Annotated in this window: 17 protein-coding genes; 12 read left to right on the top strand and 5 right to left on the bottom strand. The window is 44.1% G+C overall.

Features of this window, described 5'->3' with window-relative positions:
• The first annotated feature begins 29 nt into the window (after positions 1 to 29).
• Together MD535_RS01400 and MD535_RS01395 are read left to right on the top strand one after the other, a co-directional pair.
• Positions 30 to 671 carry an OmpA family protein gene (locus MD535_RS01400; protein WP_265673117.1) on the top strand — a complete coding sequence of 214 codons (642 nt, stop codon included), beginning with the start codon at positions 30 to 32 and terminating at the stop codon, positions 669 to 671.
• Positions 672 to 891: 220 nt separating this feature from the next.
• Positions 892 to 2,385 carry a hypothetical protein gene (locus MD535_RS01395; RefSeq protein ID WP_265673116.1) on the top strand — a complete coding sequence of 498 codons (1,494 nt, stop codon included), beginning with the start codon at positions 892 to 894 and terminating at the stop codon, positions 2,383 to 2,385.
• Between the two features lie 129 nt (positions 2,386 to 2,514).
• Here MD535_RS01395 and MD535_RS01390 read toward each other — a convergent pair whose 3' ends face one another.
• The 5 genes from MD535_RS01390 to MD535_RS01370 all read right to left on the bottom strand — a co-directional run bounded on the left by MD535_RS01390 (position 2,515) and on the right by MD535_RS01370 (position 7,646).
• The gene (locus MD535_RS01390; RefSeq protein WP_265673115.1) at positions 2,515 to 3,654 is read right to left on the bottom strand and encodes an ABC transporter permease; all 1,140 of its coding nucleotides are present in this window, start codon (positions 3,652 to 3,654) and stop codon (positions 2,515 to 2,517) included.
• Positions 3,651 to 4,832 (bottom strand): ABC transporter permease, encoded by a 1,182-nt coding sequence (locus MD535_RS01385; RefSeq protein ID WP_265673114.1) that lies wholly within the window; start codon positions 4,830 to 4,832, stop codon positions 3,651 to 3,653. The genes MD535_RS01390 and MD535_RS01385 overlap by 4 nt, the downstream gene beginning before the upstream one ends.
• Before the next feature lie 9 nt (positions 4,833 to 4,841).
• A complete protein-coding gene (locus tag MD535_RS01380) occupies positions 4,842 to 5,816 on the bottom strand; it encodes an HlyD family secretion protein (protein ID WP_265673113.1) in 975 nt (324 codons plus the stop codon).
• A complete protein-coding gene (locus MD535_RS01375) occupies positions 5,813 to 7,228 on the bottom strand; it encodes a TolC family protein (RefSeq protein ID WP_265673112.1) in 1,416 nt (471 codons plus the stop codon). Before MD535_RS01375 ends, MD535_RS01380 begins: the two co-directional genes overlap by 4 nt.
• Positions 7,229 to 7,409: 181 nt before the next feature.
• Entirely contained in the window at positions 7,410 to 7,646 is a 237-nt protein-coding gene (locus MD535_RS01370; RefSeq protein ID WP_265673110.1) for a cation transporter, read from the bottom strand.
• Between the two features lie 516 nt (positions 7,647 to 8,162).
• On the opposite strand from MD535_RS01370, the gene MD535_RS01365 reads away from it, so the two are divergent.
• The 10 genes from MD535_RS01365 (at position 8,163) to MD535_RS01320 (ending at position 15,573) form a co-directional block, all read left to right on the top strand.
• Positions 8,163 to 9,782, top strand: a complete 1,620-nt coding sequence (locus tag MD535_RS01365; protein WP_265673109.1) for an ATP-binding protein — start codon at positions 8,163 to 8,165, stop codon at positions 9,780 to 9,782.
• Positions 9,779 to 10,468: a response regulator gene (locus MD535_RS01360; protein ID WP_265673108.1), complete on the top strand. Its 690-nt coding sequence runs from the start codon at positions 9,779 to 9,781 to the stop codon at positions 10,466 to 10,468. Before MD535_RS01365 ends, MD535_RS01360 begins: the two co-directional genes overlap by 4 nt.
• A 102-nt stretch (positions 10,469 to 10,570) precedes the next feature.
• On the top strand, positions 10,571 to 11,053 hold the full coding sequence (locus tag MD535_RS01355; RefSeq protein WP_265673107.1) for a GNAT family N-acetyltransferase: 483 nt from the start codon (positions 10,571 to 10,573) through the stop codon (positions 11,051 to 11,053).
• A gap of 41 nt (positions 11,054 to 11,094) precedes the next feature.
• The gene (locus MD535_RS01350) at positions 11,095 to 11,583 is read left to right on the top strand and encodes a GNAT family N-acetyltransferase (protein WP_265673106.1); all 489 of its coding nucleotides are present in this window, start codon (positions 11,095 to 11,097) and stop codon (positions 11,581 to 11,583) included.
• 156 nt (positions 11,584 to 11,739) lie between these two features.
• Positions 11,740 to 12,414, top strand: a complete 675-nt coding sequence (locus MD535_RS01345) for a YoaK family protein (protein WP_265673105.1) — start codon at positions 11,740 to 11,742, stop codon at positions 12,412 to 12,414.
• Between the two features lie 11 nt (positions 12,415 to 12,425).
• A complete protein-coding gene (locus MD535_RS01340; RefSeq protein WP_265673104.1) occupies positions 12,426 to 13,085 on the top strand; it encodes a PhzF family phenazine biosynthesis protein in 660 nt (219 codons plus the stop codon).
• A gap of 373 nt (positions 13,086 to 13,458) precedes the next feature.
• Positions 13,459 to 14,322 carry a recombinase family protein gene (locus tag MD535_RS01335; protein WP_265673103.1) on the top strand — a complete coding sequence of 288 codons (864 nt, stop codon included), beginning with the start codon at positions 13,459 to 13,461 and terminating at the stop codon, positions 14,320 to 14,322.
• Positions 14,319 to 14,468, top strand: a complete 150-nt coding sequence (locus tag MD535_RS01330; protein WP_265673102.1) for a hypothetical protein — start codon at positions 14,319 to 14,321, stop codon at positions 14,466 to 14,468. Before MD535_RS01335 ends, MD535_RS01330 begins: the two co-directional genes overlap by 4 nt.
• Before the next feature lie 287 nt (positions 14,469 to 14,755).
• Positions 14,756 to 15,127, top strand: a complete 372-nt coding sequence (locus tag MD535_RS01325) for a hypothetical protein (RefSeq protein ID WP_265673101.1) — start codon at positions 14,756 to 14,758, stop codon at positions 15,125 to 15,127.
• A 5-nt stretch (positions 15,128 to 15,132) separates the two neighbouring features.
• Positions 15,133 to 15,573, top strand: coding sequence for a hypothetical protein (locus tag MD535_RS01320; RefSeq protein ID WP_265673100.1), 441 nt, complete (start codon positions 15,133 to 15,135; stop codon positions 15,571 to 15,573).
• The last annotated feature ends 95 nt before the right edge of the window (positions 15,574 to 15,668 follow it).

The following is a 15,668-nucleotide window of genomic DNA, read 5'->3' as shown; positions in this document are numbered from 1 at the left end:
AATTAAACATGACAACATTAAGGCAAAGCATGTTACCACATCGTTTTTATATACTCGTTCCTATGCTGATGCTTGGTTTTACCAGCACAGTACATTCTGTAGAATCCAGCGTCATGGAGTATTGCAGTGACGCGAATGGTGAAATTCGCTACACCACAGAAATTGGCAACGTGATAGGGATAGGGCAGCATCATGCGGGATTTTTGCAAATTGAACAGGTCTCTAACGACGATGAGCTAAAGCAAGCTCTATTAGCAGCAAGTCATGCTCAGCTCAGCAGCCGCCGCTGTCAGACCTATATCAGCAATAAAGGGACGCAAGGCGTGGGGGGAGGTGATAACAAACATGTCGCTCGCTTGCAGTTTGGTTTTGATAACGCTCACTTATCGCCAATTGCGAGACAATCTCTTAACCGTGTCGCGCAAGATCTTGCTAAGCAAAAGGTTGCCCTTCAGGTAGAAGGTCATACCGATAGTGTTGGCACGGAACAATATAACCAAGGGCTCGGCTTAGAACGTGCGGTGAATACGGCTGATGTGTTGTTTTTCCAAGGTGTTAAGCGAGAAAAGGTTGTGATGACGTCATTTGGAGAACTAAAGCCTATTGCGACGAATTCAACGTCACAGGGTAGAGCGACTAACCGAAGGGTTGATATTCTCTTGAGTGAATAATATCCCTGTTACTGAATATAAAGTGTGGGTAATAATACGCCATACTTCGCAAAATAGTATTTAATACGCGTAGATAAATGGACTGTGGGTCACTAAAGCTCACAGTTCTATTACACGTTGTAAAGACAATCGAGAAATGGGCTGATATGATAGTCAAAATATAAGGAATATTAATGACTGGTTGTTAGTTAAGCACTTTTTACGTGCGACGAGCCAGTCAATGTTTAAGTCAGATGAGGTTGTCGTGAATTTTCCCCACCGAGTTTTTAGTTCTAAAACGGTTAAGTTGATCGCATTAGCAAGTCTAAGTGTTAGCGGTGTCGCTAATGCACTGGAAGTCATGAATGCTGATGAAAAAACGCAGTTAGAAAAAATCAGCAGCGATTATGACAACGGTTATCTACAAACCGGACTTGAAGAGAGTAACGAAACGTATACTCAGCTGTTTTCAAATATTGAGTCTATTAAGATTAATCTTGTTAACAATATCGAAAACATTAAAGTTGATTCAGCTTCAATGGAAAAGAAATTGGTTGATGGTGTATATGACGAGTCCTTGTCACAAACATTGCGTGATTTAGCAATGAGCATCGGTAAACTCAAAACAGAGTTGGTCGACAAAGAAAAGCAGTTATCAGAAAAGAAAGTCGCGATCTCAAAAAGTGAAGCGGTGATTAAAGGGCTGGACCGCACTAAAAATGAAGAGTTACTTGCGTTATACAAGCAAGTTAAATCTCGTTATATTGTAGAGTCACGCAAAGTGAATCAAGAGACCTTTGTTGGCAGTTTAGAGTGTGATTCTAGCGAAAGTATGTCGGCGTGTGTGAACCGTAACATGAACACGATGAAACGCACATTCATGTTGGAAAAAGGCGGTCTAGAAAGAGTCAACATCACGTCTTTTACTATCGTTGATGCTACACAAAAAATGAATGGTGACCTAACATATACCGCTCAAGCAAGTTATAAAAATGAGTTCGACTCAAATACTGAACTGGAACTACGAAAGGCGCTAGGGCTTGAAAAAGTTAGGTTTGTTTTCCGCTCCAATTCAAACAACACCGTTTTCTATATTAATGTTCAAAAAGTAGGCGCTGGCGATAAAGTCGATGTCGCTGGTAACTACGTAGGTGTGTATAACGTTCGAGCGGTGAATGACTCAAAAACACAGTCTTTAAAGTTGAGCCTCAAAAACGAAGGTGATTATTTCTTCCCTTTTTCAAGCGTGAAAACTAAAGCGACACCAAGCCCAGTGAAAGCAGATGCTACGGCTAAGAAAACCGTTAAAACTAGTACTGATAAATCACCATCGTCTGCTCCCGCGTTGACGAAACAAATCTTAGATGGCTATGCCAAGAGTACGCCAGAAAAAACGCAAGAGGCGGACGCATTGGTAGGAAAGCGTTTTACGAATACCGTTATTCATAAAGACGATGCTTATCAATATCTGTTGCCTATCGAGTATTCCAATAATGGCAGTAAAGCGGTGTATTTAACAAAGTCAGATGCGGCAAGGTACTGTGCTGATAAGCTGTCTTCTAAATTGGCTTCGCGCACCGCGTACCAATATCTGTTAAATGGCAATAAATTGGGCATTGGTAACTATTGGTTGTCATCAGGCAAGGTTTTCTCATCAACTCTAGATGAAAACGCAACGAAGAAAATTACTAAAAATAAGTTTGTTTGCATGATGAACATGACTGAAAATTGGTAAGACTCAGCATAATAGAAAGTTTAGGGTTATCCCGTTACTTTCAATGACGAGCTTACTGCTCGGCTAATTGATAAAAAGCCAATGGTGTGTGCCATTGGCTTTTTTGTTGGGTATCATTTTACGATGAACTTAATTAGTGTTACTCGTACGATTTCTTGAAAAGCTCCAATACGCTAATCCCCCCCAAACCGCTGCTTGTAGCCACAATTGACTCCATTGCGCTGACACTTGTGACCAATCAGCACCCATCTGATTGAGTTTCAAAAAGCCGTTAATTGCTGGTTCGGTTGGGAAGATGGCGGCAAACCATTGCATTGGCGCAGGTAGCATCTCGCTTGGCCAAATAAACCCAGCAGAAAAAATCAATGGCATTGAGCTAAGTAGAATCAATACCGTCACGAGTTCTCGTCTAGGCGTGATTGCTCCAACCAGAATGCCAATAAAGCATGTGGTGAGAAAAAACGGCAACATTAAGGTGAGCATTTCGCTAGGGTGGGCGAGTTTACTGATGCCATACATATCAAAACTGGCACCGAAATAAAACATGCCGAGTATATAGTAGAATCCTAATAAAACCCCAGTGCGTACCGCTATCACCCTGAAGGGCGATTGGGTTTGCCAGTAGCCATTACCTTGCCTTTGAGTGCCTCCGATTAATCCCGATGCCATCGCCAAGGTTTGCTGAAGGATGAGCACAAAGACGGCGGGAACAACGTAATCTATATACCCCATGTGCGGGTTGAACGTCGGTTTAGCATTGAGCTCGGTAGCCGCATATTGCTTAGCTGCCAGTTCGAGTGGCACACCATCAATTAAAAGCTTAGACACTTTGGTCTTAGCTGCAAGCGTGCCTCCAGCCTGAGCAAGCCCTTCAACCACGGTCCCGAAGACTAGAAATAGCGCGGCATCACCCGCGTAGGAAAGTACCGGACTTTTCCCCATCATGAGATCTTTGTAAAAGTGTTCAGGAATAACAATAAACCCGGTAATCCTACCTTCTTCAAACCACTGCTTGGCATCTGCAATGGCGCTCAGGCGGCTTACCACCGTGACGTTTGGTGTTGCATCGACCATGCGTTCGAGTTGATAACTGGTTTGGCTTTTGTCTAGATTGACGACGGCAATTGGCAGCTCGCGCGGGACCTGCTTAGTGTATGGCAGCGGATAAAGAAATGAGTAAAAGAGGACACCACCAAACACCGTGAGCGTCACTACGGGGTTGGTGAGAATCGCTCTTAACTCAAGTTTAATATGTTCGAGTAGCGTCATGCTTGTGACTCCTTACTCATATGTTTTTTGATCAGTATGACGGTCAGCATCAGTGGAATGACATAACCCACCATAGGGGTAAGATGCGCAAGAGATTGAATGGCTGTGACGCCGTAACTTGCTTGGCTTACTTGAACCTCAATGTAATGACTGATTGGCAGCAGTTCCCGCCATGCTGTTGCAAGGGTTGTCATGTCTGCAGCTGGAAAGGTGATGCCCATAAATGCAAAGCTTGGGGCAGTAAACGCCCCAGCGAAGCTCATGGCTCTTGCTGCATCGCAGGTAAGGAAGAAAAAGAAGCAAGCCATGATCATACAGGCTAACGTCGTGATCACCTGTGCAAAAAAGAGCACTAGCCAGCTTCCTTCCATCGGCCAACCAATGATGTCGTAGAACCAAATAAGGAAAAATGAACCCTGCAATAAAAACCACAGAAAATAAGGAATCAATGTACGGCTCAGATGACCCACAATTGATGTGCTTCCAAACCACGGGCTTAACCCAGAAATCCGATAATTTGCGCTGAGTACTAATACCGTAAATGAAACAATGGCGATTTGCCAAATAGCGGGAATAATGGCGGATACCAGAAACTGGGCGTAATTGGTGCTTATATTAAATAGTGGCGTAATTTGAGTTCTTACTGTTACGGCATTGCCCATTGCCGCGAGACTCGTCGTGTTGCCTTTTGATAGCGCTTTAAGCACACCGACTTGCGCGTTAAAGGTGCCTTGGGCCTGCAGCGCGGCCGAATTAATCAACCGTCCAACGAGCAGGTATTGGCTGTTATAAAACAGAGTTACTTGTGGGGTGAGTGACTTTGTAATGGCTTTATCAAAGTTAGCGGGGACATATAAGATTGCGTAGATATCGCCTTCAACTAGCGCAGATTTCGCTTGTTGAATATCGTCGTATTGATGGTCAATACTTAGCATTGACGTCGCATTATAATTACCGATTAGCTTCTGCGACAAGGTGCTTTTGTTGAGGTCGACAACACCGACAGGCAAGTTATTGGCGATGCCTTGAGAAAATATCCAATAAATGGAAAAGCACAAGATAACAGGTACCCAAGTTAGGCATGAAAGCAGCCATTTATCATGACGGAGTATGTGCCATTGATTGTAGTGCCGCCCATCTGAGGAGATGGGCGATATGGTGTTAGAACGCTGGTTCATACTCAGCCCTTACATCTCAACGGCTAGGCTCATGCCCATACGTAACTTATCTTTGTGATCCAACGGGCGAGCTTCCACTTCGAAAGTGCGTAAATCAAAACCTTGAGTGGCATCAGTCGAGCGCCAGGTGGCGAAATCACCCATTACGGCAACATGATTGACTTTGAATGTGACGTCGGTATCTAAAGCGGGTACGAATGCGGTAAATTCAGCCCCTTTTTCAAAATGCTGCAGTAGATCTTCACGAACGTTTAAAACGGCCCATGAATCTTTGGTATCGACAACGGTTACAACCGGAAAACCTTGCGGAGCAAGCTCTCCACTATGGAGCAGTACTTGAGAAACTTCGCCATCAAACCATGAATGAATCTTTGTATCGGCGGCATAAGCTTCAACTTCGGCTACTGCACCCGCTGCCATGCGAACTTTTTCCTCTGCCGCCACTTTAGTTTCCTTACGAGCGCCTTCTTTTGCCATTTCAAACATTTGATAAGCAGCACTTTCAGTGTATTTAGCGGCTTGCCATTGCGTTTTAGCTTCATCACGTTTTTGCTCTGCAACAACACCATCCTTGTATAGATTATTGACACGCAGATAGGTTTTTTCCATAAGCTGGGAGGCCGCGCGTGCTTTGCGCCACTGATCTTCTGCAGCTCTGATTTGTTGCTGGCGAGCGCCATTGTTAGCCTCTTGCGCGAGTGCACCTGCCGCTTTTTCACCGGCGACAGCTTGTTCTAGCTTGGCGTCAATTTCTGGACTGTGGAGAGTGAAAACCAGCTGACCTTCTTTGATTTCGTCGCCTTTGCGAACCATCACCTGATCGATTCTACCGGGCACTTTAGAGGAAATACTGTATTGCTGAGATTCAATTTGCCCCTGAAGACGAAAGGGCGGGGTTTGATAAGCCTCAAAAAACTTATAACCGACCCAACCTGCAATAACGAGCGCGCCTAGTGTCGCGAGTGTTGGTTTTACCTTGTTCATGATGCGTCCTTACTAGTGATTTTTGCAGGATTAATAGAGTTATACTTGTATTGGCTAAAACTGTTCATTTCATTGGATAGCGCAAGTAATTTATTAAGAGAGAGTAGGTATTGGAAACTTGCGGCGGCCTGTTGCGTTTTAATGCTCGCAACATATAGCTCTGCATCAACGACATCAATAGAGCGTCCCAAACCTTGAGCAAAGGCCTTTTGTCTTAACAATAGGTTTTCTTTTGCTAGTGATAAGCTTGAGTTCAGTCCAACCGCTTCGTCGAGGGCTTGCTGGGCTTCCAAATAGGTCTTTTCTACTAATACGCTTAGATCCAGTTTTGCTTGGCGCTTTAGAAATTGAACTTGGCTCACGGCGCTGTTGGCTGCTTTGACCTTTTCACTACGACCCGTATTTTCGAGCAATGGCACGCTGACGCCAATACCGACTAACCAGTCTGGTGTCATTTGATTGGCTAATGAGTCACCTTCATAAAGGTTATAATCCCCATAGGCGTAGACTTCAGGGTAGTATTTGCCGTTTTCGGCTTTAATGAGACTGCTGGCTTGCTTCTCTTTAGCATCGAGAATCGCCAGCCCAGGGTAGGTGTCTAACGTTTGGTCAACAAAGGCATCGAGAGGCGGTAAATTGCGGTTAATAAAGAGTTCGTCTCTCGGTTCAACCTTTTCAACTTGGCCTAGTATCTGCGTCAACGCTGCCTGCGCGATATTGAGACTATGTTGAGCTTTCTTTCTCTCAATAGTGGCTTTATCGAGTGAGGCTTCTGCTTGTAAGCGTTCTACTCTGGCAATTTGACCTTGCTGTTCGAGCTTAATGGCGTAGTCGCGATGCTTCGTGAGCCCTTGCTCTGCGGCGAGGCGCGTTTCAACCACTTCTTTAGCTAAAATCACACTGAAGTAGTATTTGCTCAAGTCTTCATAGCGCGCTTGTACTTCCATTGCAAACTGACTTTCGGCTTCTTCTTGGCGACCTTCTGCTGCGGTTTGCGCAGCGGTGATTCGCCCACCGGTAAAGATTGGCCATACCGCTCGGATGGAAGAGCTAAAAATGTCTTGATGTTCGATAGTGGACGTTATTCCACCTAGTCCACCGAGTAATTGTCCAAGAATAGGGCTTTGAGGCACCCCACTTAAACTTTCAGCTAATTGGTTGCCGGATACAGTGACATCTTTATCGAGACGAGTGTAATTTGCGCCAATAGTGACACTAGGTAAGTTAAGGTTGCTCGTCGCACTCTTTAAGTGCCCGTAGCGCTCGACATTAGCTCGCTGCGCGGCAAGTGAATTGTTGTTTTGTTGAAGCAGCTGCCAAGCCTCGTCAAAGGAGACTTCTGCACTCCATGCATTAAGTGACAGAGTGCCTAGCAATGCGCCCACAACCAGAGGTAGGGACTTAATCTTCATGTTTGCTCCAAACCAGATGTTAATAAAATATTTAGAGTTTATACTCTAATAATATTCAGTGCAATAATATAAATGTAGTTGCTAACGAAGGAATGGCGAAGTTAAGTGTCTGTTTTTTTTGATGATGGTCATGAGAGATAGAGAGGCCTGTATCAAACCTCCCTACCAGGAGTGGCATTTACTACTGTGATGGGCAGAAATAACCTGCCCGCCATACTAAGTTTTTTGCTTGCTTCATTGCTTGCAGAACTTCATTTCCAGACATTTGCGGGCAAGCAAATGAGACAAGAAGGTCGTTTTCAACGTCTTCTTGCGGAGAATTTTGTTTTTGATAAGCTCTAACGTGGGTGAACGTTGATGTTCGGTTTTTTGACAGCACAGCCCTATTTAGGCAAATTCCAAAACAGTCACGTTTCATAGCCTTGCTCCTTCTAACGTGGTTCCTTTGTACGCTCTCATTATTTTTGTTTTTTTGAGAGGTGAAGTTTTCTAGGTGTTACAGCATACCGCTCAAGCTGAATGAGGCTTTTTCTTTAATGGATGTTTTAATGTTGAGTTGATGCTTGGCGTGAGAGTGGCAGTATCGTACTTGTGACGTTAAAACTGGTTTAGCCCCAGTCTTTACGTTTACTCCCAATCTTAACTTTCCGCGTTGGCGGTATCCTTGTTTAGTTGGTGTCGTTTTACTATACGATATGCCGCCTAATTAGTTCTAAAATTAACCTAAAATTAACCTAAAATTGCTGTGATCTTAGTCAGTGTTCTTTATGCACAATATGAAATAAACGAACTTGTCATTAAGAACGGTGGGTGAGGTATGAGCGGTCGGTAAATACTGAGCCATGATTTCTTTGAGAGTGTCACAGAACGATGACGCACTGAGTGTTTTCATGTTACGAGGCTGTTACAGTACTGATGTTAAAGGAGAATGACAATGAGATGGAATCAGTTCAGCTTTCGTCATCGTCTGCTCATTATTATGACGTTTTCAGGCTTGCTGCAGTTGGTCATATTGTCTTTGGCTGGCTTTAGTTATATCAAGCAGTCACAAGAGCAGGAAATGGGATTCAAAGCGAAAGGTGTCGCCACGTTTCTAGCGCAGTCATCGTCGGTAATTAATATGGTTGAAGATCGCACTTCGGCTCAGATGCAAGCGCGATTTCGCGGTCTGACTGAGATGATTGGCGCCGCGTTTATCGTCATTGGTGACCGTCAAGGTATCCGGCTCGTCCACCCCATTGACGAGCGCATCGGCAAGCCAATGAAGGGAGGAGACAATGATAAAGCGTTGGTAGATGGGCAGGCTTATGTGTCATTTGCTGAAGGTTCATTAGGAGAATCAGTACGTGGAAAAGCGGCCATTTTCGATAGTAATGGTCAGATTATTGGCGTGGTGTCCGTTGGTTACTTGATCGATAGGTTACAAGATAGAATCGAGCCGTATTTAGCCTTTTTATTAGGAATGGCGGTGTTGGTACTTGTGGCTAATGGCATAATCTCAAATTATATTTCTCGGCGTTTTCAGAAGGCGATTTTGGGCTTTGAACCTGAAGAGATTGGTCGTTTGTATGGTGAGCTTGACGTAACCATGAGTACCATTAAAGAAGGGGTCATCAGTATTGATTCTAACGGTGTTTTACGATCTATTAACACCAGTGCTTGTGAGATTTTAAAGTTAAACAAGCACGACACTATCAATCAGCCCTTGAGCGATGTACTGCCTAATTCGGACTTACATAGTTTAATTAATAGCCAAGAAGTGGATCACGATATTGAGTTGTATTTAAACCATCAACGTATTGTAGCGAATCGAAGTCCAATCATTGTCGATGGAAAGGTCGTTGGAGCGGTATCGAGTTTTCGACTCAGGGATGAAATTAGTGAGCTTACGGCGCAACTGTCTCAAACTCAGGCCTATGCGGAAATGTTGCGCGCTCAAACTCACGAACATCGCAATAAACTCAATACTATTAATGGCATGCTTCAAATGGGCGAATTGGATGCGGTTCAGCAACTGATCGGTTTAGAAACCGCACACTATCAATCGTTGATTGAATTTTTGCGGGAGACCATGCGTGATCCGCTAATTGCCGGGATGTTGCTAGGAAAGACGGAGCGTGCGCGTGAGCTGGGTTTAACGTTAGTCGTGGATCCTGAATCACGTTTAGAGCCTCTCCCTGAGGAGTTAAATGCGGATGATATTGTCACAATTTTAGGCAATTTAATTGATAACGCTTTTGAAGCAACGTTATCAGCCATTACCCAGCAACCCAATGAGCGGTTAGCGCGTTCAAGCATTGAAGTCTCTGTGAGTGATTATGGCAATGAAATTATTCTCGAAGTGGTGGATAGAGGCTGTGGTTTGCCTAGTGACATTGACGTATCGTTACTAACACAACGAGGGGTGTCGAGTAAATCGGCCAGTAATCGCGGCGTTGGTTTATTTTTGGTTAAGCAATTAACGGAGCGCTATCAAGGACAGCTTGAACTGATAGCAAATAATGATATGGGGACTCGAGTCACTGTATACGTACCAAAGGATGGAATGGCATGAGTACAATGACACGTGTAATGATCATAGAAGATGATCTGAAAATCGCGGAGTTACATCGTCGCTACCTAGAAAAAATGGGGGGATTTGAGGTGGTCGGGATTGCCACTTCTCGCTCGGAAGCTGAAATGCAGTTAGAGTTGTTAGAACCAGAATTGGTTCTGCTAGATGTCTATCTCCCCGATGGTACGGGTATTGATATTCTCGGTAGATTAAGAACCATGAATCAAGCCTGCGATGTTATTCTCATCACCGCCGCAAGAGATGTCGAAACCTTACAGCAAGCAATGCGCGGTGGCGTGATCGATTATTTGCTCAAACCGGTTATGTATCCTCGATTAGAAGCCGCGTTAAAAAAATATCAGAAGAGAACAAAACAACTTCATCACGTGGATGGGCTTGATCAGTCACTCGTTGATGAAATGATGCAGAGTCACACGGGAGAAGCAAAAACAGACAAGCATCTCCCGAAGGGTATAGACGGCGTGACATTGGAAAAAATACGTACGCTGTTTAGTGAGCATAGCCTGTATACCGCGGATGAAGCGGGCGAAAATATAGGGGCAAGCCGAACAACGGCACGGCGTTATCTTGAGTTTTTAATTAGTACAGGTGAATTAGAAGCGGATGTAAATTATGGTTCCGTTGGTCGGCCAGAACGCTGCTATCGTCGTCTAGTGCGTGAATAAAATGTTGCTGAATAACTCAAGAGGTGGAGTGGGAAGCCATTGGAACAGACAAGTAGTAGTGTGAATAGTAACGTGGACCACAATATAAATACTATAGAGCTCATGCCTTTCACTGACGAGCATTATGCAATGTTAATTGAATGGATTGACTCGGAAAGGCTCAACTACCAATGGGGTGGGTTTCAATTTACTTTCCCTTTGACGCATCGCCAACTCAATAAATATTTTTCAAATCGCTTGAGTCGTCCTTTTTTATGTCAACGAGACGGGGTTTTTGTTGGCTTTGTGGAGCTTTATCAAGCGTCCAAGAATGTGCAGCGTATCTGTCGAGTCTTTATCCAACCAGATTACCGGGGGAAAGGGCTTGCATCAGAGATGCTGCGTTTAGTGATAGCCGTCGCCAAAGCAGACCATCCTATGTCAGCGGTCACACTGTCAGTATTTTCCCATAACCACTCCGCTATTCAGTGTTACCAGCAGTTAGGTTTTGAGCAAACCGAAGTCGTCAAAAATGTCCGGTTTATTGAGGGGCGTTATTGGGATCTGTGGCTAATGTCACTTACCGAAAATAAAATCATGGAGTGATGATGTCGCTTCACCGTGCTGGAAAAGAGTGATGAATAAGTATGTTAACCATTGAACCGCTAAATGAACAAAATTTTGAATATGTTTTAATGTTGTCTGTACCAGATGAACAGCGTCCTTACATTGGCTACATTAATGAAATTATTGATCAAAGCTGTCAAAAGCCTGAAGAAACACAGTGGGTGATTTGCCAAGCTGGAAAACCCGTAGGCTTTTTTCTACTCGACAGTGCTTATGCCAATCGGTATTCATTCTGTCCACAAGGATCGATTGGCTTTAGGTCGTTTCTGATTGACCAGCAATATCAAGGTCAAGGCATTGCTAAACGTGCCATTCGACAAATACAAGAACAGTATATGGTGTGGTTAGGGAAAGACCAGTCAGATTTGTATCTCACGGTGAATTGTAAAAACGCCTTAGCAAGATCGCTGTATGTGAAGGCAGGGTTTATGGATACTGAACAACTTTACCTTGGCGGTGAGGCCGGGCCTCAACATATAATGTGCTTTAAATCAAAGAAGCGTGGATAAATAGGACTATGATGCTCGCTGCTGTTGCACGGCCGTGTTAGCCGTTACGAGTTATCATGGAGCAGTGAAACGGCATATTGGAACGGTACCCAGCGATGTCTGTGCCCCTATCTAATAACGAATCATGATTAACACGCAATAAATAAGGCAATTGATGTGATTTCAAAACTTCCGCGCTGGATTGAATCTGGAGCGTTTATTTTATCATTGCTAGCAGGGACGGTGAATGCTGTCGGCTTATTGGGCTTTCAGCATCAGGCTATTTCGCATTTATCAGGAACGGCAACATTACTAGGCACGCAATTATTTAATGATTGGGCGAGTTCGGCTCATTTGATTGGTATTGTCATGAGTTTCCTATTCGGTTCGGCCATTTCGGGATGGTTCATATCGAATGTGTCTTTGAAACTAGGGCGCCAATATGAGTGGTTGTTATGCATTGAAAGTGCGTTGTTGTTATCTGCGACTTACTTTTTAGTGGCAGGCTCGCCAACGGGTAGTTACTTTGCTTCAGCCGCATGTGGTTTACAAAATGCGCTTGCTACGACGTTTAGTGGTGCCGTGGTTAGAACGACACACGTGACGGGTATCGTCACTGATTTGGGGATCATGATAGGCTCAACACTAAGAGGTGAAGCGTTTGATAAGCGTAAAGCTAAATTGTTTGTGACCATCTTAGTCGGCTTTATCTGTGGAGGGCTAGTTGGCGCTATATTATTCAATCATTTGGCGTTTTATGCGCTGTTGCCTCCAGCGGTATTATGCATTATTTTGGCGTTAGGCTATCGCGTATATAGAAAGCGAATTGCTTATATTTCTCGCTCAAATTAAGGAATAAACAAGTGAAAACACAATGGATTGTGGATGCGTTTACGTCTGAGATGTTTAAAGGTAACAGTGCTGCCATCATGCTGGTAGACGAGTTTCCAAGTGATCAGTGGATGCAAAACGTCGCGATAGAGAATAATTTGTCAGAAACCGCGTATCTAACACCGATTGCCGCTAATCACTATTATATTCGGTGGTTTTCGCCACTGACGGAGATTGATTTTTGTGGTCATGCGACATTGGCATCGGCTTATGTACTCTATAATCATTTAGCGATGGAACAAGGTGTTTCGGCAACGGACACGATCCGGTTTTCGACTAATGAAGTCGGTGATCTTACCGTTAGACAGTTGGAGACGGGGCGAATTGAAATGAGCTTTCCCAACCAGAACCCCGCACCCATCACAGACATACCCCGAGCATTGCTCGAAGGGCTGTCACATGCTCCCACTTGCATTTTACGCAATGAGCAAGCGTATTTTGCCGTCTATGAATCCGAAGAGGATGTCATTGGCATTGAAGCGGATAGCTCAGTGTTAGCGCAGTTGGCGCCCTATGATATTGTCGTCACGGCGCCGTCGGCACATCCGCAGCGCGATTTTGTGTCTCGTTATTTTTGGCCCGCGAGTGGTGACGAAACAAGTGAGGATTTACAGAAAGTTTGCATTGCCTAGCTGTCTAGGCTCATTGAAACGGGTCAGAGATGTATGAGACCTTCGGCTCTTGGCGTCGCTCCTACTATCCCCCAAGTGGGTCGGGTCTAGCTCAAAACAACAATGGGGTGCCCCTTCGCTTCCAGTAAAAATCACCACTACAATATAACTAGTGTCTGCGATATCTGATGCAGTCCTAACCCACCTTAAATTACATACTTACACTTAGATTCCCAAAAACACGCAATCATACGGCCATCTTGGATGGACATTAGGGCATAACTTTATGTCTAGTTCAAAAGTATGGCACTTGGTTGGACATTAGGTGTTGACTTGTCGATATGTCCATCTGTAGGATGTGTCCATCAACCAAATGTCCAGTTAAGGTAATGCCATGAACCAACTACTAGACCTTGCACTTCAAGTATCTGACCTTGCAAACAGCAATCCTACAGCCAAGGAAGGTATTACCAACCTCAAGCGCATTGAGAAAAGACTACGCAAGTTAGGCTGTCCAGATGTAGACAGACAGCTAGAGGTGGTTCTGGCTACTAAGAACAGAGTCAACTTTAAGAACCATTGTGCCTTTCTGTCTACCTGTGTCCAAGAGGCAGAGGCAAGCAAACAAGAGCAGACAGAGTACGCTTATGCCCGTATCTCTACTACAGACCAAACCCTTGCATCTCAGATGGAGAAGTTTGAAGCCAATTGTCCAAATGTCCAAGTGCTGAGTGAAGAGGGTGTATCTGGTACTACAGAAGCCAAGAGCCGTCCTGTACTTGGTGAGTTACTACGCAAACTCAAGCAAGGTGACACGCTTTGGGTGTGGTGGTTTGACCGGCTAGGTCGTGACTATCACGATGCCAAGGAGACAGCACAGCTACTACTCAAGCGAGGAGTGGCAATTAAGACTATCCACGGAGGTATGAGCTTCCAGTACACAGGAAACACCGTTATGGATGCAACCACGGACAACACAATCAATATGCTTGCAGCTATCGCCAGTAATGAACGTGAAGCGCGTTTAGCTGCGGCTGAGGCAGGAAGAGAAGCCATTAAGACCAAAGGTGTCAACAAGGATGGTAAGACTTGGGGTGAACTGTACCAAGGACGCAAGGCCAACACTGAACAGCACGAACAAATAATGCGCTTGGTAGTTGATGGAAAGAACAACACACAGATTGCCAAGGCTTTAGGCTGTAGCACTAAGACTGTACAGCGAGTGAAAAAATCCAAGGTAGAAGGGAAAATAGAATGAAGCAGACTAAAACTGTTGATGGTCGAGAGATGATTATTGCCTTGTGCAGCAAATGTGGGTTTGAGAAGTACACCAACACAGTGATACACCCACCCACGGGCAAGCGTATTACTGCTGCTCGTTGTCAAGACTGTCAGAAGATTTGACAAGGGGGAAGTTAGCCTAAATTGAAGTGTCCCAGAGCTGCCTTTTGTGGCAGTTTTTTATTTTATTCTATTATTTACAGATAAGCCCCTAATACTACAGATAGATAGTTGACTCAGGTTTGTAGCTATATCAACAGTTTTTTGAGTATGTATCGAAATGGCAGTAGAGATATAACAATTGTTTTTCGTGAGGATGCTCTTGGATGTAGAATATTTCTTTGATATTCAATCGGTTTCAATTTAACGTAACTGAATGTTTGTTATTTGAGATATAGTGAATATAAGTGATGAGCGGCCTAATATACGAAGGACAACGCCTAAACCAACCTATTGCTGTCCAAGATATCAAGAGTGGTGAAAGCGTAAAAGGCTTGGAAGACTTATTCTTACTCAGAGAAGTTGATTTTGAGCGGCTAAAAAACGGTGCAAATAAACCTTACCTTTGGATGGTTCAAGCCATGTTTGCAGTAGGGGGGTACTTATTTAGTATCTTGCCGCAAATCCTAGATGACTACAAAGTAGTAACTAAGGGACAGTGGATTGTTTTGGTAATAGGCGGGATTATTTGCCTTGCTTTCGGGATTTGGGGACGTATCACCAAAGATAAGAAAAAAGAAGTGATGGACAAAATTGAATTGTTCTTTTCGGATGAGGATTAGTGAGAATGCGTAGTACCCTACCAGAAGGTTTCCAACCACTAAAGAAATTGATGGTTTGCAGCAATACCATCACGGGAGGAGGTCAATTACTTACGATTAAGGGAGATTTTCCTTTACTAATAGGGAAAGGAAAATCTCCTACTGTCTGGTTAAAAGGTCTTGTTGATAGCCAACATGATGACCTCACTTATGTGGTTGAACACAGTGAATCAGTAAACCCTGCTATTAAAGTCAAAATGAAGAACAATAAAATTACAATACTTGCGGGTAGTACGGTTGTGCTTTCAGCGAAGGCTACCTCTACAGACGTTGTAAATGTTGACCAAGTTGACCTCAGACCAATAGGCTTCAGTGTGTATGGAGACCGTTCAAAACTTGTGGTAGGAGGTGGAACCTTCTCTAACAACAGCATGGCAGGTGGTGGCTCTCTAATTGCCTTTGGTTAGGCATTCTGTATTACCAACCAATTAACTCCTCTTCTCAACTAGATATGGCTACTCTTCGGGGTAGCCTTTTTAGTATTTGTAATCCGACAGTATCG

The sequence above is a fragment of the Vibrio qingdaonensis genome (genome assembly GCF_026191675.1).
Classification (GTDB): Bacteria; Pseudomonadota; Gammaproteobacteria; order Enterobacterales; family Vibrionaceae; genus Vibrio; species Vibrio qingdaonensis.
The sequence above is the reverse complement of the archived record's forward strand: the minus strand, read 5'-3'. Positions and strand labels throughout refer to the sequence as shown.